Origin of the sequence: Winogradskyella sp. J14-2, from assembly GCF_001971725.1 — a bacterium.
Lineage (GTDB): Bacteria > Bacteroidota > Bacteroidia > Flavobacteriales > Flavobacteriaceae > Winogradskyella.
The window spans coordinates 2,041,501-2,060,465 of sequence record NZ_CP019388.1 but is presented as its reverse complement, the minus strand read 5'-3'; the positions used below and the strand labels follow the sequence as shown (position 1 = coordinate 2,060,465).

The 18,965-nt window shown below is 31.0% G+C and carries 16 protein-coding genes; 3 read left to right on the top strand and 13 right to left on the bottom strand.

Annotated features, from left to right (window positions below; translation table 11 throughout):
* Positions 1–46 precede the first annotated feature (46 nt).
* Positions 47–274, top strand: a complete 228-nt coding sequence (locus tag BWZ20_RS09375; protein WP_076619351.1) for a DUF6341 family protein — start codon at positions 47–49, stop codon at positions 272–274.
* Here the strand turns inward: BWZ20_RS09375 and purD are convergent.
* Positions 269–1,540, bottom strand: coding sequence for a phosphoribosylamine--glycine ligase (gene purD, locus BWZ20_RS09370; protein WP_076619348.1), 1,272 nt, complete (start codon positions 1,538–1,540; stop codon positions 269–271). The genes BWZ20_RS09375 and purD overlap by 6 nt on opposite strands.
* 85 nt (positions 1,541–1,625) lie before the next feature.
* Between purD and BWZ20_RS09365 the strand changes: the two genes are divergently transcribed.
* Complete coding sequence (locus tag BWZ20_RS09365; RefSeq protein WP_083677198.1) at positions 1,626–2,936, top strand: phenylacetate--CoA ligase family protein; 1,311 nt, start codon at positions 1,626–1,628, stop codon at positions 2,934–2,936.
* 4 nt (positions 2,937–2,940) lie between these two features.
* The gene (locus tag BWZ20_RS09360) at positions 2,941–4,101 is read left to right on the top strand and encodes a glycosyltransferase family 4 protein (protein ID WP_076619344.1); all 1,161 of its coding nucleotides are present in this window, start codon (positions 2,941–2,943) and stop codon (positions 4,099–4,101) included.
* Here BWZ20_RS09360 and BWZ20_RS09355 read toward each other — a convergent pair.
* The 12 genes from BWZ20_RS09355 to BWZ20_RS09300 form a co-directional block, all read right to left on the bottom strand.
* Entirely contained in the window at positions 4,098–5,453 is a 1,356-nt protein-coding gene (locus tag BWZ20_RS09355; RefSeq protein ID WP_076619342.1) for an undecaprenyl-phosphate glucose phosphotransferase, read from the bottom strand. The two genes, BWZ20_RS09360 and BWZ20_RS09355, sit on opposite strands and share 4 nt — an antisense overlap.
* A 131-nt stretch (positions 5,454–5,584) precedes the next feature.
* Positions 5,585–6,697 carry a glycosyltransferase gene (locus BWZ20_RS09350; protein ID WP_076619340.1) on the bottom strand — a complete coding sequence of 371 codons (1,113 nt, stop codon included), beginning with the start codon at positions 6,695–6,697 and terminating at the stop codon, positions 5,585–5,587.
* Entirely contained in the window at positions 6,675–7,931 is a 1,257-nt protein-coding gene (locus BWZ20_RS09345) for a hypothetical protein (protein WP_076619338.1), read from the bottom strand. Before BWZ20_RS09345 ends, BWZ20_RS09350 begins: the two co-directional genes overlap by 23 nt.
* Complete coding sequence (locus BWZ20_RS09340; RefSeq protein ID WP_157358374.1) at positions 7,931–9,187, bottom strand: oligosaccharide flippase family protein; 1,257 nt, start codon at positions 9,185–9,187, stop codon at positions 7,931–7,933. Before BWZ20_RS09340 ends, BWZ20_RS09345 begins: the two co-directional genes overlap by 1 nt.
* 34 nt (positions 9,188–9,221) lie before the next feature.
* Complete coding sequence (locus BWZ20_RS09335) at positions 9,222–10,262, bottom strand: hypothetical protein (protein WP_076619334.1); 1,041 nt, start codon at positions 10,260–10,262, stop codon at positions 9,222–9,224.
* Positions 10,259–11,473 (bottom strand): O-antigen ligase family protein, encoded by a 1,215-nt coding sequence (locus BWZ20_RS09330; protein WP_076619332.1) that lies wholly within the window; start codon positions 11,471–11,473, stop codon positions 10,259–10,261. The genes BWZ20_RS09335 and BWZ20_RS09330 overlap by 4 nt, the downstream gene beginning before the upstream one ends.
* Positions 11,466–12,485, bottom strand: coding sequence for a hypothetical protein (locus BWZ20_RS09325; protein WP_157358372.1), 1,020 nt, complete (start codon positions 12,483–12,485; stop codon positions 11,466–11,468). Before BWZ20_RS09325 ends, BWZ20_RS09330 begins: the two co-directional genes overlap by 8 nt.
* Complete coding sequence (locus tag BWZ20_RS09320; protein WP_076619329.1) at positions 12,486–13,802, bottom strand: hypothetical protein; 1,317 nt, start codon at positions 13,800–13,802, stop codon at positions 12,486–12,488.
* The gene (locus tag BWZ20_RS09315; RefSeq protein ID WP_076619327.1) at positions 13,789–14,820 is read right to left on the bottom strand and encodes an acyltransferase family protein; all 1,032 of its coding nucleotides are present in this window, start codon (positions 14,818–14,820) and stop codon (positions 13,789–13,791) included. The genes BWZ20_RS09320 and BWZ20_RS09315 overlap by 14 nt, the downstream gene beginning before the upstream one ends.
* The gene (locus BWZ20_RS09310; RefSeq protein ID WP_076619324.1) at positions 14,817–15,551 is read right to left on the bottom strand and encodes an acyltransferase; all 735 of its coding nucleotides are present in this window, start codon (positions 15,549–15,551) and stop codon (positions 14,817–14,819) included. Before BWZ20_RS09310 ends, BWZ20_RS09315 begins: the two co-directional genes overlap by 4 nt.
* On the bottom strand, positions 15,551–17,410 hold the full coding sequence (locus BWZ20_RS09305) for a hypothetical protein (protein ID WP_076619321.1): 1,860 nt from the start codon (positions 17,408–17,410) through the stop codon (positions 15,551–15,553). Before BWZ20_RS09305 ends, BWZ20_RS09310 begins: the two co-directional genes overlap by 1 nt.
* Before the next feature lie 34 nt (positions 17,411–17,444).
* A complete protein-coding gene (locus BWZ20_RS09300; RefSeq protein WP_076619319.1) occupies positions 17,445–18,962 on the bottom strand; it encodes a hypothetical protein in 1,518 nt (505 codons plus the stop codon).
* Positions 18,963–18,965 lie beyond the last annotated feature (3 nt).

Genomic DNA, 18,965 nt, shown 5'->3' with positions numbered 1-18,965 from the left:
TATAAATATAATTTAAATCTCGCTAGCCGAGTAAATTTATAAAGTTATGAAGGATTTCTTTTACGCAATACAAGATTTATTTGTTAATGTATTGTTTGCACCATTAGATTATTTAAGAGAATTAGAGCTTTCTTCTTGGTTTGCCGCAAACATTATGTCTTGGTTTTTTATGGCTATTGGTTTTGTTGCATTTGTTTATTGGATGAAGCAATTAGCAAAATACAACGCTAACAACGAAGAGGACAAGAGTATTACTTCTCACTCTTATTTATAAATCGAATCCAATATCTTTACGATAATACATCTTATCAAAATGTAGTTTTTCTATATTTTGATAAGATTTTTTTATGGCTTCTTGGTACGTGTTTCCATAAGATGTTACAGCCATAACACGACCACCAGAAGTTACCACTTTACCATCTGTATCTTTTGCTCCTGCATGAAATAAGATAGCGTCTTCAATCTTTTCTAGTCCTGTAATTTCCTTACCCTTTTCATAAGCTTCAGGATATCCACCAGATACTAGCATAATTGTTGTTGCGGCACGCTCGTCGATATCTATAGACACATCGGACAGTGAACCGTTTGCCATGGCAATAAAAATTTCAACTATATCTGATTTTAATCTTGGTAAAACCACTTCAGTTTCAGGGTCTCCCATTCTTACGTTATACTCAATGACTTTTGGATCGTTGCCTACTTTAATCAATCCTATAAAAATGAAACCTACATATGGTAAATTGTCTTTCTGTAAACCATCAACTGTTGGTTTAACAATTTTATTTTCAATTTTATTTAAAAATTCATCCGTAGCAAATGGCACGGGAGACACAGCACCCATGCCTCCAGTGTTTAATCCTGTATCACCTTCTCCGATTCTTTTATAATCTTTTGCCGTTGGCAGTATTTTGTAATCCTTCCCATCTGTAAGCACAAAACAACTTAACTCAATACCATCTAAAAACTCTTCAATAACCACTTTAGTACTTGCGTTACCAAATTTGGCATCAACGAGCATATGTTTTAATTCGGTTTTTGCTTCTTCTAAATCATTAAGAATTAAAACACCTTTTCCTGCTGCTAACCCATCTGCTTTTAAAACGTACGGAGCCTCTAGAGTTTCTAAAAATTTATAGCCTTCTTCTACATTATCTTTGGTAAAGCTCTGGTAAGCTGCTGTAGGAATATTATGTCGCGACATAAACTCTTTGGCAAATTCTTTCGATCCTTCTAACGCTGCGGCTGCTTTTTGAGGGCCAATTACAGCCACATTTTTTATTGCTTCGTCTTCTAGAAAAAAGTCGTGTATACCTTGTACCAAAGGGTCTTCTGGCCCAACAACAACCAATTCTATATTATTAGCTAGTACGGCATCTTTAATGCCTTTAAAATCGGTAACCGAAAGGTCTAAATTAGTTGCTATGGCACTTGTGCCTGAGTTTCCTGGTGCAACGTAAAGGTTAGTGCACTTGCTACTTTGCGTAATTTTCCATGCAAATGTATGTTCTCTTCCGCCAGACCCTAAGACTAAAATATTCATGATTGTGTTTTGTTTGCGCAAAAATAATTGGTTTTACGATGAAAAAACAATTAATTTACATAAACCTTATTGCTCATTTTAGATCTTGCAACTATTCAATTTTTCCTTAAAACTTAATGGCTTTGATATTACCAAGGCTAAATCTGCTTTGCAAAATATTCAAATACTCAATAATGATGAATTTAAGGTCTATTTAAAGACTAAGCGGCGAGAAATTGTATCCTTTCATACAGAAAATAACAAGTTCTATAAATCGTTTAGCAAGACGGCTAATATTAACAATTGGGAGTCCTTACCTGTTATGACCAAGCGTCATTTACAGCAACCCTTAGAGCAACGCTTAAGTGATGGCTATACGGCAAATTCTGTGTATGTAAACAAAACCTCTGGCAGCTCTGGAGATCCTTTTATTTTTGCAAAAGACAAATGGTGCCATGCACTTACTTGGGCTGAAATAATGAATCGTTTTGGGTGGTTTGGTATTGACTTTAACACCTCTAAACAAGCTCGATTTTACGGGATTCCTCTGGATAAAAAAGGCTATTATAAAGAACGATTAAAAGATTGGTTTAGTCATCGCTATCGGTTTTCGGTTTTTGATTTGAGTGATAACGCTTTTAAAAACGTATTAGCAAAGTTTCAATCTACATCTTTTGACTATATCAATGGCTACACAAGTTCTATAGTACAATTTGCCAAATTCCTTAAAAGAAAAGATATTGTTTTAAAAACTGTTTGTCCTACTTTAAAAGTCTGCATCGTTACTTCTGAAATGCTTTTTGATAATGACAAAACACTATTAGAAACACAGTTTGGACTACCGATTGTAAACGAGTATGGAGCGTCTGAATTAGACCTCATCGCTTTTCAGAATACCGAAGATCAATGGCAGGTTAATAGCGAAACGCTGTATGTTGAAATTTTAGATGACAATGACAATATACTGCCTTATGGGCAAGAAGGGCGCATTGTAATTACCTCGCTTTACAATAAAGCGCATCCCTTTATTCGATATGATATTGGAGACATAGGGATTTTAGATGAAAACAGCACCTTAAAAAAGCCTATTTTAAAACAATTAATAGGTCGTACTAACGATATTGCACATTTACCAAGCGGAAAAACTGCAGCTGGACTTACCTTTTACTACATTACCAAAAGCGTTATTGAAAACGATGGAAACGTATCCGAGTTTGTTATAGAGCAATTACAGTTAGATGTTTTTAAGATAACATATGTGAGTAAAACTAAACTCCTATTGAGTGAAGAAGAAACTATTAGAAAGGCGATGGTTCAATATTTAGAGCCAGGAATTTCTATTACTTTTGATCGTGTTGCAAAACTAGATCGTTCTAAATCAGGGAAACTAAAACAGTTTACATCGTTCATAAATTAAGCCAATGAAAAACATAATGATAATAACGAGTTATTTTCCACCAGAAATTGGTGCTGCTTCTAACCGTATTTTTCATTTAGCTGAAGGCTTACAATCTGACTATAATGTTACTGTGGTAACCCCTTTACCAAATTATCCTACTGGTAAAATTTTTGATGCTTACAAGGGCAAATTCAAAGTGAAATCTCGTGAGAATAATATCACTATTGTTAGGCTTTGGATATATGCTAGTAAATCTAAAAACAAGTTTGTGCGTTTATTTGCTATGCTATCTTACAGTATGAGTTTGGTGTGGTTTTTTATGTGGCATAAAATTCCGGATAAAGTCATTGTGCAATCTCCGCCGCTCTTGGTTGCTTTTACTTGTATGTTTTTTTTACGGTCTAAAAAACGAAAACTCATCTTAAACGTTAGTGACCTTTGGCCTAGTGCTGGTTTTGAACTTGGCGCTTTAAAACAAGGGTTTGGTTATAAAATGCTTCAAAAACTAGAACATTTTAATTACAAAGCTGCTGATTTGGTTTTAGGACAGAGTAACGAGATCTTAACTCATGTAGGTAAGATTACCTCAAAACCGCAATTGTTTCTTTATAGAAACTATCCAAATATCAACCGACAAGACATTACTGAAACTTTCTTAGAAAGTAATACTCTAAAGATTGTATATGCTGGTCTTTTGGGTGTGGCACAAGGTATTCTAAAGCTTTGTAAAGAACTTGATTATAACACTATAGAACTACACATATATGGCTCTGGTGTTGAAGAAAACGACATCAAAACTTTTATCGAAAATAATAAGGACCTACCTATACACTTTTATGGAAGGGTTGAGAGAGCCGAGCTTCATAGCGAGCTTAAAAAGTACGATATCGTGGTAATTCCGCTATTACATAGAATCTATGGCTCTGTACCTTCAAAAATATTTGAATACGCTAAATTAGGCTTACCTATGCTTTATTTTGGTGGAGGTGAAGGTGAAGATGTCATTAATGAGCACGACCTAGGTTGGGTTGCTAGAGCTGGTGATTATAATGATCTAAATTCAACAATAAAATCTATAAAAAAAGAAAAACTGGATGTTGGTTTAAAACAAAAGATTCAACAAACAGCTTATAAAAATTTCGATTTTAGAAAACAGCTATCGTTGCTTAAAAAAAAGCTCTAGTAGGCCTTATCTTCCCCTTTTACAGCATTTATAAAGGTTTGAGCTATGATTTTTAAATCTAGCAGTATAGACCAGTTCTCGATGTAAAAGATATCGTATTTTACTCTTCCAATAATATCTTTATCTGACTCTACTTCACCTCTAAAGCCACTTACTTGAGCCAGGCCAGTAATTCCTGGTTTTACAAAATGCCTTACCATAAATTTATCTATCTTCTTTGCATACATGTTGGTGTGACTCACCATATGTGGTCTTGGTCCAACAACCGACATGTCTCCAAATAATACATTAAAAAATTGAGGTAGTTCGTCTATGCTTGTTTTTCTGATAAATCTTCCGACTTTAGTAACACGTTGGTCTCCTCTTGTGGCTTGATGCAGATGTGCCGTTTTATTAGGCGTCATTGACCTGAATTTATAACAATCAAACTCCTTATAGTTAAATCCATTTCTAGATTGCTTGAAGAATACTGGTCCTTTAGATTCTAATTTTATAAGTATGGCAATAATAGGTGTTAGCCAAGACAATATAAATACTATAACTATACTAGAAAATAGTATATCAAACGATCGCTTTATAAGCATATTGGCCGAATCCTCTAATGGAATATTACGCAAAGTAAGTACAGGAATATAATCGTAGTACTCGTATCTAAGTTTTTTAGAATAAATCTCCTTACTATCTGGAATAAACTTTAAAATTTTTAGATTATTATCTGCAAAATCTACAATGTCTGCAATTTGTGAATTTGTGAGCTCTGATATAGAACAGTATATCTCGTCTATAGTTTCGTTTAAAATGTACTCAAAACACTCGTTTATTGTCTGCGCTTTATTCTTAAAGTTGAATGTTCTTTTGTGTAGATATCCATATTCAGGATTTTTATTAAAAAAATTCTCTAAAGAAAGTGTTTTTTTATTGAGCCCTAAGATAACTGTAGTTCTGTAGTTACCACCAAAGGAAACCCTATACTTTTGAAGCAAATAGTACACAGTAAACTTTAAAACACCTATTAAAACAAAAGATAGTAACGCGTATTTTACTATTGGTTTTGGATAGATCTTTAACTCATGGTATAAGCCTGAAAAAGCAAACACAAACAGTGTAAATAAAACGGACTGTTTAACGATTAATGAGAGTATATTAACAGGCCTTGTGTATCTGTAAACTTCATAAAACTTGGAGTAAACAGATAACAAAACCCAACCTATAGATATAAATATCGAAAAAATAAAAGGATTCTGGTTTGGTAGTAAATACAAGAACCCTATGCCATTTATAATGCTTAAATCTATAAAGTAGGATATTGGTCTTAAATAGCCTGAATATCTTCCGTGTTTGAATAAACTCAATCTCTACTTGTTAATTTAAAATTAATTGGTTGACAAAAATAACCTACTTTTTTAATTAGAAGAGCTTTTCGTTGTTATAAATATCAATTAGTCCCTATTTTATTGAATAGTTTATTGTGAAAATACCTGTATTATTTTCGATTCTTAAATTGTTGGTATTGACATTGCACAAAGTCCTCCATTTCTTTTTCAAACCGTTCTTTAGAAAATCTAAGTGCATTTTCTCTTACTAGCTCATGGCTGAACTCTAAAGTTTCAAATCTGGTTACCGCATCTATGATTTCCTTTTCTGTTTGTTTATTAAACAGAACGCCTGTTTTTTGGTTTATAACAGTTTCATTGGTACCGCCTTTATTGTAAGCTATAACAGGAGTGCCGCAGGCCTGTGCTTCTACAGGTACAATGCCAAAATCTTCTTCTGCAGCAAATACAAATGCTTTTGCTTCTGACATGTACCTTGTCAATATTTCATCTTCAATAAATCCCAAAAGCTCTATATTCTCTTTAGCAATTGCTTTTATCTTCTTTAGCTCTGGACCTGCACCTGCTACAATGAGTTTTTTGCTAGGCATCCTATTAAATGCCCTTACAATGAGTTCTATTTTTTTGTAAGGTACCATTCTAGAGGCTGTAAAGTAGTAATCGCTTTTGCTTTTTTCTAAGGTGAATTTTTGAACGTCTACAGGTGGATAGATAACCTTTGCCTCGCGATTGTATATTTTTTTAATTCTACCACTTATATAATTTGAATTTGCCACAAATACATCTACTCTATTGGAGTTTATAACATCCCAAATTCTAACTTTATGCAAAACACGTTTTGCATATATTTTTTTTAGATATCCAAAGTTAGATTCTTTTAAATACTGATGGTATAAGTCCCAAGCATATCGCATTGGAGAGTGACAGTAACAAACATGAAGTTGATTTTGGTGTGTTAAAACGCCTTTGGCTACAGATGCTGAAGAGCTTAATATAAGGTCGTAATCACTTAAATCGAATTGTTCTATTGCATATGGAAAGAATTGTAAAAATTTTCTATGGTTAGACCTAGCCGTTGGTAAATTCTGAATAAAACTTGTATTAACGGTTTTACCGTTTAAAATATATGCCCTGTCCTTATAATTTAAAAAATCTACTATGGCATAATGATTAAAATCATCCCATATGTTATTAAAGGAATGTATGACTTTTTCTGCGCCACCATTTATATAATACCAATCATGTATCAGTGCTTTTTTCATTTATTCTTTTTATAAAAAAGTGACAAAAAATTAAAATTACAGAGAACCCTATTAGTGGATAAATTCCAGCGCCTCTTAAGTAATTTAGTATTGGCAAAAATATGTTAATTATTGCTAGATAAATAACCATTGGTGAGTGAATTAGACTGCCCTTATAATTTTTATGAAAATATTTTTGAATAATCCCTAGTAGAAAAAAAATTATAATACTTGCCCATTTAAAGTCTATATAAAAGCTTCCAAAAGCTGAAAGATAGACATATTTTCTTGGTGACGGATTGAAGTTTTCATAATTATTTTTTGTTATCGTTTTTGCAAAAAACTTAAAAAATGGATATAAAGTGTATTGGCCATAAGTAGTTGGCAAATTAGTATTTAAAATATGATTAAACTCAAAGACACCATGGTTAATATATTGACCCGTTTGTAATAAAATTAAGGTATAGTTTTTTTTATTTACGTTAACATTTGGGTTGTTTAAGTAGCCTATAACTTCTTTATTAGGTTTTAATAAGTCGTTATATCGACTTGTAGTTATAACTTTATAAATATCCTCTTTAGAACTTCGCTCTGTTTCTCTTTTTAACATGACTTTATAAGACACTGTCATTAATAAGAATAATATTGTTAAAAAAGCAAAAATGTTAAAAATCTTTAATTTAATTTTCCTGAAAAGAAGTAATGAAATAAAAATTATGATTGCTATTTCAAAGTATGGCTTTCTTGTTCCGTAAAGTAAAGCCTCCACCAGTGGAAAAAATAAAATTATAATTGCCGCGACAGATGCAATTCTTTTTTTAAAACCCAATTTGAGGTGTATTACAAAAGGAAAAAAATATAAAGATTTTAAAATTGAGGCTAGAATGAAAATAATATTTGTATCGCTATGTATTTTACTTAGTCTTCTATTTTCAAACGAATCATTAAAAAAAGACACCTTTCTGAAGCCAAAAAGATCTACCCATCTCAACAAAAAACAGATGACCAAAAGAAATGTAAGAAAATTAATAAGTCGCTTACTATTAATCTCTTTGTATCTGTCAACTGTTTTAAAACTAACTATTGTAAAACCCAAGATAAGAGTAGTATAGCACGTCAGTATAAACAAGGCCGTTTCTAGTTTAAAAACCTCAACTGCTTTTGCTGGTAATATTAAAAAAGAAAACAACCAGATAAACACCCCAAAAAGAATGCTGGCATAAAAAAAACCGTATGTTTTTGCAATGTTTAACATTAGAAATTAATAAAATAGTAGCTACTCTGAAAAATAAATATAAGTGTAAGTATAGCGCCTGTTTTTTTAAAAAATATCCTTTTTCTTGAAAGCGAAAAGAATTGAATCATACAAGCTATATAAATGCTAGAGAAATGTATGTATATTAAATCTGAAAACGTCATTTTATATCTAAAAAGGTAAATAAGCACTAACACTAACAAGATAAGAAGGAAAAAAAACACATTATTTTTTTTTGCTAAATTTTCCCTGTCAATAATATTAGAATTTAATGCGCTAGCTATCCACATAACCATTTGAGCGGATAATATAAAATAGATGTCATTAAAGCGTTCGTAAGTATTATTAAAAAAATCAGATAAATGTCTTACAATATATGGCGATACCAAATAAATTATAATTGATAGTATACTAATAAGAACAAAAAATATAGAAAAATATTTATCTAATACTAAAGGATTGGCTGTGTAAATCTTCTTAAAAAAAGCAATATTAATTACTTGATGAATCATAACTACAATAGCCGCCAACCTAAAGTAAAAGGCGTAAACACCAACCTCTTCAAAGCCAAAAAAATATTCGACCAATATTCTACCCGATGTTGTAATTAAAAAAATTAAAAAAGTAGAGATAAGTAGATGAATGCTAAACCGCAATATTGTTTTATATGCCGTGACAAGGTTTTTTCTCTTATTTCTTAAAAAACTATAAATGGCTATGAATATATAAATAAAAGAGTAACAAAGAATAAAGGTGTTAATGGTATTAATATCAGTATCTGTTAGCCCTACTTTGTAAGCTATAAAAAGCAAAAAAAGAACTATGTAAAGTCCAGAGTCTAAAATTACGGCAAAACTCGATTTTTCGTGAGATTTTAGTTGTGTAGAGTAAAAGACTTGGTTAGAAATGATGTAAGAAATATTAAAAGCTAAATAAAAACTAAGATCTAGATCAAGGACAAAATATGCTATTTGATTGATTAAGAATGGGATTAAAAGAATTATTGGATGTAGCGAAAATCCATGTTTTACTTCGCTTTGCTCTTTTCGAATTATAAAGTAGGGGTAAGCACCAGGTACACCAAGGTTAAACAAGGCATTAGTTACCATGCCCAATCCAGCCAAAGCGTATTCTAAAATCCCAAAGTCTGATGTTGTTAAAACATCTGCAAGTAATAATGGCACAAAATATACCAATGCTTTTGCAGATGTAAAAATTACACCAAACATGGCGTGTTTTTTTATATACTTTATCATATCTGCCAGCTCAATATTCAGGAAACTACTTCTGTTAGTCCATAATTTCAATAACTACACCACTGTTTTCTTCCTCTAAGGTATCTATTTTAGGATTGTCGTTTATAACTTTAAAATTTCCTATTGTAAATGGCCTAGTCTTATCTCCTGCATCAAAATGGGCATTGTATTTAGCTTTAGAATCTTTTTCGTTAATCGTTATATTTTCAATAAAACTATCATAGCATTTGTTGATCCACAGGGCTTTAAACTCTTTTTCCTCACCAAGCTGAGCGTCTTGCATACCATCCATACCCTCTGAAGAGCCCACGCCAAATCTGTCTATAATAACATCGCCAATTAAATGGTCCTTTCCTGTTATATAAATACCATGTCTGTCTGTAGATTTAATATATATTTCTTCAATTTGAACATTTACAGGATTATTATTCCAACCATCAATTGCCAACGCAGCGTGTGTATATTTATCTTTTATTGGATCTGACCCTAAGTCATTAACCTGTAGATATTTTATCTTAATATCTTCGCTTCCATGATAAATGTGGCAGCCTCTAGATCTTCCACTTAAAAGATTTTTTTGTTTATCGGATTTAATAATTATTGAATCGATAATTATATTTTGAGCTTCTGTAATGGCAAGTCTATCAAAGGCTACTAATGTTCCGCCTAATGTAATATTCTTGGGAATAGGAAGAGAATCGTTCATCTGAACTATTTGAATTAGGCTAAACTCAGAATTATTGAAGTTGAGTTTTAGATCTTTATAAGATGATAAATCTAAGTTCATTTTATAAAAACCGCTAGGAAAAGTCATCTCTAAACCATATTCTTGGGCTAGATCTAGTGTGGTTGTAAATCTATTTTTACCTGTATATGGGTGTTTTAGTTTTGCCGTACTTGCGGTAACACCATATCTTCTTGCGTCACCTATTGGAAACTTAGGGTCTAAAACGTAGCTAGAGTCGTTAAACGCCTCTTTAGGATTTGAACTCTCTGTATTCTCTCTTTGCTTTTCTTCATTCTTACATGAAAAAAAAACGAGCATACTAATAATAAAAATTCTTAATATCTTCATTTATGATTGGTTTTAAGTTTTTGATTTAAAAATAGAGGGATTACAAACGCAAATATAGTAACTCCATGCTGTCTGAAAAGATAGGACTCAATAAAACAAGCTAATGCAAAGAAAATTGTGAGTATAAGAGCCAAACCATTTGAATGGTACGCTCTTTCAATTAAAAAGAAAAGCAATACAATGAATGTAACTCCACCCAAAAGCCCAGTTTTAAAAAACTCATAAAAATATTGATTGTGGCTATTAAAGTTATTTAACATTCCAGCCTTAAAATTGGCCTCTTTATATTGTTTTTTTAATACATCTTCTACATCGCCTGTACCAACACCAAAGGGTAAAGCCTCTATAATTTCGTTAAAAGAAAGATAGTTTATTAAAATTCTATGCTCTAATGTGTTTTTGGTTACAGTAAAACTGTTTTTTGTTTTTATAACTTCCATGTCAAAGTCCATGGTCTTAAACATGGTAACAAAGCGTTCTTTTACAATTGGAATATTGAATGAAGCCACTCCCAGAATAACCAGCGCAACTATGCTTAAAATAAATTTTCTCAAGTTCTTAAGGTTGTTTATAAAATAGAAACCCACTAAAATAAAAAGTAAAATAATAATCGTTTTATTACCCAAAATAAACACTATGCCCAAAGTTGTTAAAAACGTTAGACTACTTAATAGAACCTTGTTTTTGTCTAAAATTTTTTGATAAGAAACGTACAAGGGTAATATGAGTATAAAAACTAAATAGAATTGACTTATTCCTAATTTTTCTTCAATGGTAAAATGAACAAAAGTGCTTATTACTCTATCATCGTAAAAGACGTGAAAAAAAATTAGCACAACAAAAATTATGGGTATTGCAAACTGAAGAACACTCATTAATCTAGCAAAACAGGAATCATTTTTGCGTTCTGAAATTACTACCATTGGCAAAAACAGCAGCGGAAGCATAACAGTTATCCTTCTTAGACCTTCATTAAGGTTAGAGGTGTAGATTAAACCAACTAGTTGTATAACAAAAAAAGCAATATATAGCCCTATAATTTTATTCGTTTTGATGTATTTAAACTTATCGACCAATTCACTTTTATTATCTATAAAGAACATGGCCAGCAATAAAACTGAAGCAATATTTGTAATAGCATAAGACAATATAAAGGCCAAACAAATGATCCCATACAAGCTGTATATTATACTGTCTCTATGTTTAATCATCCTTTAAGACCCTTTTTACAAGTACGTTGGTAAGCACATCATCTTCTATTGGCATCTGTTTAGCAATACTGTTAAACTTAATAGTATTTATTATGCATGGTTTAGAATATACGCCAAGGTCAAATCTTGCACTGTAAGTTTTGTTACCTTTCTTTGCATTAATCATTAACGTATCTATGGTACAATCGTTGCACTTGTTAAACCAAGCTCCAGAGAATACTTTTTGAGCTTCTGGCTTAGCGTCTTCCAGTCCAAACATATTATTATTAGATCCATATCCAAAGTTGTTAATCTCAACTTTTTCTATTTTGTGATTGTTACCTGTTAGATAAAGCGCACTCCTGGCTGCATTTTTAATTTTTAAATAGTTTACAGTAATCATTTCTGGGTTATTATTATAACCATGCACCTGCATCGCTGCAGCACTATAGGTGTAAAAGTCATCATCAGTGCCACCTGTATCCATGATTCTTAGAGTATCTATATTTATTTTTTTTGAACCAGCATAGATACTTAACCCTCTATTTTTCTTTTTATAAATGTTGTTTAATGTATCTGAAATAATATTGAGTTCGTCAAATTTTATGTTACTAGATTGGCGTATAAACACTTTGTCTAAGACGGTTAGTTTACCAGATAGGGTTATGCTATTGGACGCTACATCTCCATTGTTTATTATTTGGATTCCTCCAGCTATTGTAGCATCATCAAAGTATATGGTAATACTATCAACCCCTTTAAGGATAATATTGCCATAGTACATGCCTTTATTAAATGTTATAGGCATACCTCTATCGGCCAGCTTAACCACTTCACTCCATTGATTGTTGGTAAAAGAACGTTTAGGATAAATACCATAACGCCTAACGTCGCCTTTTATAAATGTAGAGTCTTTTACACAGCATTGATCACTCATCTCTCTTAAAGTACGTTCTTTGGGAGTAGTATGTGAATTCTTACGACAACCTATAAGAAGAAGTACGATACTTAAGTAAATTATTCTTAAACTCATTTACACTGTAATAACTGTTTTGTTTGGCCAGAACTTTATAAATAGTATGCTTATAAATATAGCGTTAAGAAAATACAGGTTTCCACCCATTGCTAAGTTAACAAAGAAAGAAGCTAAAATTATTACCGCAATAAATGCATAAATTAGTATCGCAGACTCTGAGCCTTCTCTAGCTTTTAAATACATGCGCTTAGTGAAGCGTCCTAAAATGAAACTTATGATAAAACCAAAAACACCAAAATCTATAAAAAACGGCCCCCAAAAAGTAGTATAAACTGCAGGTTTGTATGAAACTTCATTTAATTCAGAAAAAGAAGGAATGTCAAAACCTATAATTTTTGCAAACTTTATAAAAGTATAAAACTCAAAAAGCCCATAATAATAACCATAAGAACTCTCTAAATGGTTTACAAGCCTTACGTACTCAAAAACACTGTGTGAAAAATAGTGCTTTAAACTATACATCCCTATTTGTTTGTTTTTTTGTACAATAGAGTTTTCTCTTTTAACTTCTTGTTTAAAATCTTTATCAATTTTTGTCTCGTGATAATACTCCCAAATTGTAAGAGTATCTTTATATCCAAAAGCAGCCAACCTGTTATTTATTACTTTTTGACTAAAAATCACAAAACCCACCGAAATAATTATTAACGGTATAAATACCCTTTTTCGTCTTAATATCGTTGGTATCCTAAAAAGGGGTAGCTTATGAAAGTTAAAGGTGGTAAATGATTTAAAAAAACTAATTTTTGAAGCCAATACCGTAACAACTAGCATACCTAATACAAATACAATTAACAGACGACTTTCTGTTAAAAAAGAATCATAAATCGGATAAAGACCAATTAAGAATATTACTATAAAAAAACTCTTTCTTATGCTCTTAATCCATAGTATAGCTAGCATTAGGGTAACTGTGGTAAACGGATAGGCCACGGCAGAAATCACACCAATTAAACCAGAATTTCCTTCATTTGCCATCAAATCCATTCTGGTTTTTACTAAATCTTCGGCGAAATATATTTCTTGTATAAATACCCTTTGAAAAACTCTTAAAGTAGCCCCTAAAACACCAATCCCAAACAATAAAAGTATGATAATCTGTTTTTTTTGAATAGATATTTGAGGATGCTTTTTAGGTACTCCGTTTACAGTATTTAAGCCTAAAACAAATAACAGGTTAAAAAAAGTTAATGTTAGTATTGGAAACCACAACGACTCACCTAAATTTATATATGTAGCTGGTATTGACAAGTAAGCAATAAGCCATATAATAAATGAGGTAATCAACAAGTATGCTGGTTTAATCAGTGACATTGATTTTTTTTATTTTATTTTCAAACAGAAATTTAAATATTTTATACTTTTCACTAATTCTAACCAATACCAATGGTCCAAAAACCCCAAAAGTTATTCCTGCAATAATATGCAAATATATATCGGTAACATTTAAGAACTTATGAAGAAAAATTCTTGCCCCTGAAGCAAATAGAATATGGGCTAAATATATTTGTAAAGAAAATTTACCTAAGCTATACAGAGTTTTTAGTTTTATAACCTGAGAAATTAGACTGATTAATAAAATCCCTACAATTGCAGCTATTATTTGATTATCATAATCTAATCTATTATTATTAATATTAAAATAAGTAACAGCCGTAAAGACCAAGACCATTGCTATAGCGGCAAAAAAATAATTAACGCTATTTAATGATGATTTAAAACTAAGCATTGACCACATAATGCCTAATTGAAAAAACAAAAAGTTAGCTGACAACTTATCAATTACATAATAATCTTCTATAGTAATAACTCTAAGATAAATACCCACTATAATTGATATTGTAAGTATAAAATTTTTATACCCCTCAGAAAACTTCGAGAAAATAAAAGCGTTTATAATAAAAATTAATAATAAAACATAGAGAAACCACATCTGGCCTTTTGGTAAATATAAAATTTCCAAAAAATCCTTAAAATCAGCATGTCCATTTATATATTTATTTAATAAAACCTGAACTATTAATTGAATAATAGACCATATAATGTACAAATACAATAGAAGATTAACTTTATTTAACAAAAAGGACTTTAAACCTCTTTTTTTTAGACTTCTTAAGAAAAAAATTCCTGATAAAAAGAAAAACAAAGGCATATGAAATGTATAAAGCACATAATCAATATTGGTAAAAACTGAACCAGAGAATAAGTTTGCGTTATTTAATCCCCTTAGTATATGACCAGCAACTACTAATAAAATTCCAAGACCCTTAGCCCTGTAAACCCATTCTATCTTAGAACTTTCTTTTTTTATCTTCTCATTTTTGGCTTTCATTTATAATATACGTCTTCTACTAAGTTTTCGTCTTCCACTTTATGTAGCTTAGATTTTATATCGTCAATATTTTTACTAACAAATCTAAGCCCTTGACCAACATACATGCCAGATTCTTCAAGGTTTTTAGATATTACGCTACCTGCTCCTATATGTATGGCATCCAATACTTTAATACCTGGGTTAAATATACAGCTAGAACCTATATAGACATTATTGCCAATTACAACATCGCCATCTATTCTAACCCTATCGGAACCATCATTTGCATGATAGTAACCATGTGTCCAAATTTGACTTCTTATTCCTGCTAAAATTGAATTATCCCCAAAGCTCACTGCTCTTGTTAAATCAACAAAATGTCCAGATACTATAAATGAATTTTTTCCTAATTGCAGCGAAGAATCGCCAACCGAAATTGGATACTTTGCTCTCCTAAACTTATTATTATTAGAAATACCCGATTCATTCCCTATGTAAACATCAAAGGGTCCTCTAAAGTAATTGAAATTTTTTATAAAAGCTTTTTTTTCTAGACGAACCAACTTATTTGCTATAAAGTTAAAATGTCCAATACTGCTGTCTTCTTCTAAAGAAATATGTTTTACCCAGAGAATGTTAATTCCAAATTTGGAATTATAAGAGATTTTGTGCCCAAGTATGTTTAAAAGTACTTTTCTCAGAAGTCCAACAGGTATTAACCCAACAACTAATGTTACAATTTTTTTCATTAGTTTAAATTTCCTGAAAAATTAGTGACATTTGGGCCAGATAATAAATCAAAGTCGTCACCTGAATTATTTGTTATTCTTACCTCTATGTTTTTTGGACTACTTAAATAAACATTTGCTAAAAATGTAACTGTATTATATCCATTAGTGTTTGATGTGTGAAATTGAGAGTTTAATGGCACAAAAGACCCATTTTCTTCATATCCAAAGTCAACTTTTATAGTCTTCCCCACGCCTAAATCATCTATACCTAATGTTAAATTGAAAGTGTGGTAACCAACAGATGTTGTTAGATAACTATCCGAATCTAAATTAAATGAATTAGCACTATCTTGAATAATGTCAGTCCAATTTACTTTTTCTCGGTTACTCCCTGTTTGTATAGTTAAATTTGATGCTGAACGATTATCGACAATAAAAAAAGGTGAATTGTTATTGTCAACTAGAGTTATTCCATTATGAATAACTAAATTGTTGCCTTGAGAAAAACCTGGTTTTATTTCATAAAAGTTAGAGTTGTTCGCGCTGTTTGAAGCCGCACCTGTATCTAGAGTATTATCTCTAAAAATTGAATATTTAATATAATTATTTAATTCAATTGCATTTTGGTAGTTAGGTAAGATTTGTTCAGAGTATCTAAAAAAATTGTTATTGAGATTAATCCCTGAAATAAAACCATAATTATTGTGAGCACCACCAATTTTACAGCTGCTTTTTATACTCTGATTATTTACGAATCTGTTTAATGTTATCTCAGCATTTATAGACGACTTTAGCCAAATGTGATAGTTATTATTACCATCAAATTCAACATCCCTTACTGAAAACCCGTTTGGATTTGCACCTCGCCTATCAATAATTATACCTGCAGACGTAGTTGTGCCATTAAAACCACAGCCCAAAATAAAGCCTCCTTCAATCGTTGATGAATGACCCTCTGTGTATATTCCCCCATCTTCACATCCATAAATTTTGAGATTAATTGAGCTAAAGTTAAACCCTACTCCATTTTCCCCGTTTAATGCAAATCCATTACAATTATTTATTTCTACATTGTTTAAAATTGTGGAAGTAGAGGCATAAAAATCAGGATTGTCGTAAATAAGATTAATATCTATAACTTGAAAACCTCCGCTAATATTAGCATTATGCGTTACATAATCCTCAAAATCGTTCAAATAAGACGTTTCAAATGGGTAGTCAGTTGTTAAAGAAGATAATAAAGGGATGTAAATTCCATGTTCAGAGAATTTATTGTTTTCAAAACCAGCTACACTAAAATTATTGAAACTAAACGCTTTGCATCCAAACATAAGTACGCCTCCTTTAGGTGGTTCAATATCAGGGTTACACTCCATATCATTCCCATTTTCAGACGGTAAACTTGGGCTATAAATTGAAAAATCATTAAAAAACCCGTTAGTTTGAAATTTATTGAAGACCAAGTCATTGTTATCATTTGTTACCCCTAATAACTGAAAAGCATAATCGTTACTTCTATTAATAAAAATCGTACTATTTATCCCATCCCCTTGTATTTTTAGTCCTGTAGGGTTTAGAATATTTGAGATATTTGTGTTTGCTACCATGTTCATCTTCGGAGTATATACTATTGGGCAATCTAAATAATAAGTACCTGCATCTATAACCAAAATAGCTCCATCTGATTCATCCACTGCTTGCTGAAGTGCGGAAGAAACATCTGTGTTTGGTTGAATAGAATATTCTTCATTAACAAAGACATATTTTGCTTGAGAAGGGTTGTCTCCTGCCGACCCCTCCTCATAAAAGTTATATTCTTTAGTACAACCAAGAAAGGTTAATAAAACCGATACACAAAAAAAGAATTTAGTTTTCATAAGAATTTGAATCTGTTACTGTTATGCTTTAAAGTTAGTCAAAAACATTTTTAACTCTTTCAATGAATTTTTCATCTACTATATTCTGTATTTTACTTTTCATATCAACCAAAACATCGCTTGCATCGACCTCTTTTAATTTTAAATTGTTATAGTAGAATGAGAATTGGTTCTCTAAAATTTGTTCAATTACATATTTAGGTTTCCTTATTTCTAAATTCTCGTCTTTGAGTTCTATTGTTTCATATATAATGTTTGGTGTAGCAAAAGGCATTATAGTTAGGAGATTGTTAGCCTTAGAACTGTTAACAACCACTTGATTATCCGAGCCCTGGCAAAAGGATAAAATCTTAACATACATTTCTTTGGAATGAAAAGATTCTAGTTTTTTGGTTTTGGTATTTATATAATCATTTATGTAGTTAACATATTCCTTACTTGTATTATTATCTATAACTCTTGTGTATTTATACTCATCAAATAAGGCGAATAACAACTCGTCTTTGTTTTTAGGAAGTCTAAACTTCTTCTTTGTTTTTAATATCAATAGTAAAAGACCTAATTTAGATATAATGGTTCTTGGCTTGTACATTATGTGCCGCCTAAAATAACTCATTGTACTATTTTCGGAAGGGCCAAAAGATAAAATACTATCTGAACTCTGCCCATTAATAACCAAGCATTCTTTACCATATTTTTCTCTTATAGCTTTACTGCCAATGAAGTGCAATAAAGAAAAATGTCTATCAAATAATTGCTTCTCTACTATATCTTCTTTCTGCTTTTTGGAAATAACTGATAATTCAATTTCTATTTCATCTAAATCTAATTCTAACTCCTTTGCCACAGCCCTTACTCTCTTAATATCGTTGAGTCCAAACTTAGAAATAGGATTTAATTTTAAAAAAACAGGTTTAAAAGGAATTTTATAATACAATAAATACTGCAACAAAAGACAAGAGTCTTTACCCCCACTGAATAATAAAATTACTTTATTAGTAGATTTTTTTATTTTGGCAAAAGTTTCTAATAAGTCCTTGTGTACTTGGTTTTTATGATTTTCAGGGTTTGACTTTCTTATTATATCCTTAAAATATGTTTTTTCATAAATATCATAATCTAATATTTCTAATATACTTGCTGGGCTCAACTTGTTTAGGCCTTCAATAAAAGTAGATTTTCCAGTCGTATAACGATGTTTTAGCCAAAAGTCGTACTCAATCTTATTCTTTATTATTGCACTACGTTCAAGCTTCTCAAGAATTTTAAAATGGTTGTCTGATACATAAATTTTGTTTGCGACCTCATAATAATAAAGCCTGTAGCCCCCTAAAATATCGTTAGTAATGGTTATTTTATTGTCAGTAAAGTCAATTTTAAGCCAATAGCCTTTTAGTTTATTACCTAAAACTTCATTCTTAAGATTAAAAAATGAATCTTCTAAATTTATTGGGAAGCCAAAAATTAGAGAATCCTTAAGCTCATAAAAGGGAGCCTCACTTAGTTCAATATAAACGATTTTATTAAGTAACCTGATTTTTCTTGAAAACATTTA

What these genes read in the sequence shown, in the direction of transcription:
- BWZ20_RS09375 (WP_076619351.1), top strand. Translation starts at nt 47, where the DNA reads ATGAAGGATTTCTTTTACGCAATACAAGATTTATTTGTTAATGTATTG.
- purD (WP_076619348.1), bottom strand. Translation starts at nt 1,540, where the DNA reads ATGAATATTTTAGTCTTAGGGTCTGGCGGAAGAGAACATACATTTGCA.
- BWZ20_RS09360 (WP_076619344.1), top strand. Translation starts at nt 2,941, where the DNA reads ATGAAAAACATAATGATAATAACGAGTTATTTTCCACCAGAAATTGGT.
- BWZ20_RS09350 (WP_076619340.1), bottom strand. Translation starts at nt 6,697, where the DNA reads ATGAAAAAAGCACTGATACATGATTGGTATTATATAAATGGTGGCGCA.
- BWZ20_RS09345 (WP_076619338.1), bottom strand. Translation starts at nt 7,931, where the DNA reads ATGTTAAACATTGCAAAAACATACGGTTTTTTTTATGCCAGCATTCTT.
- BWZ20_RS09340 (WP_157358374.1), bottom strand. Translation starts at nt 9,187, where the DNA reads ATGATAAAGTATATAAAAAAACACGCCATGTTTGGTGTAATTTTTACA.
- BWZ20_RS09335 (WP_076619334.1), bottom strand. Translation starts at nt 10,262, where the DNA reads ATGAAGATATTAAGAATTTTTATTATTAGTATGCTCGTTTTTTTTTCA.
- BWZ20_RS09330 (WP_076619332.1), bottom strand. Translation starts at nt 11,473, where the DNA reads ATGATTAAACATAGAGACAGTATAATATACAGCTTGTATGGGATCATT.
- BWZ20_RS09325 (WP_157358372.1), bottom strand. Translation starts at nt 12,485, where the DNA reads ATGAGTTTAAGAATAATTTACTTAAGTATCGTACTTCTTCTTATAGGT.
- BWZ20_RS09320 (WP_076619329.1), bottom strand. Translation starts at nt 13,802, where the DNA reads ATGTCACTGATTAAACCAGCATACTTGTTGATTACCTCATTTATTATA.
- BWZ20_RS09315 (WP_076619327.1), bottom strand. Translation starts at nt 14,820, where the DNA reads ATGAAAGCCAAAAATGAGAAGATAAAAAAAGAAAGTTCTAAGATAGAA.
- BWZ20_RS09310 (WP_076619324.1), bottom strand. Translation starts at nt 15,551, where the DNA reads ATGAAAAAAATTGTAACATTAGTTGTTGGGTTAATACCTGTTGGACTT.
- BWZ20_RS09305 (WP_076619321.1), bottom strand. Translation starts at nt 17,410, where the DNA reads ATGAAAACTAAATTCTTTTTTTGTGTATCGGTTTTATTAACCTTTCTT.
- BWZ20_RS09300 (WP_076619319.1), bottom strand. Translation starts at nt 18,962, where the DNA reads ATGTTTTCAAGAAAAATCAGGTTACTTAATAAAATCGTTTATATTGAA.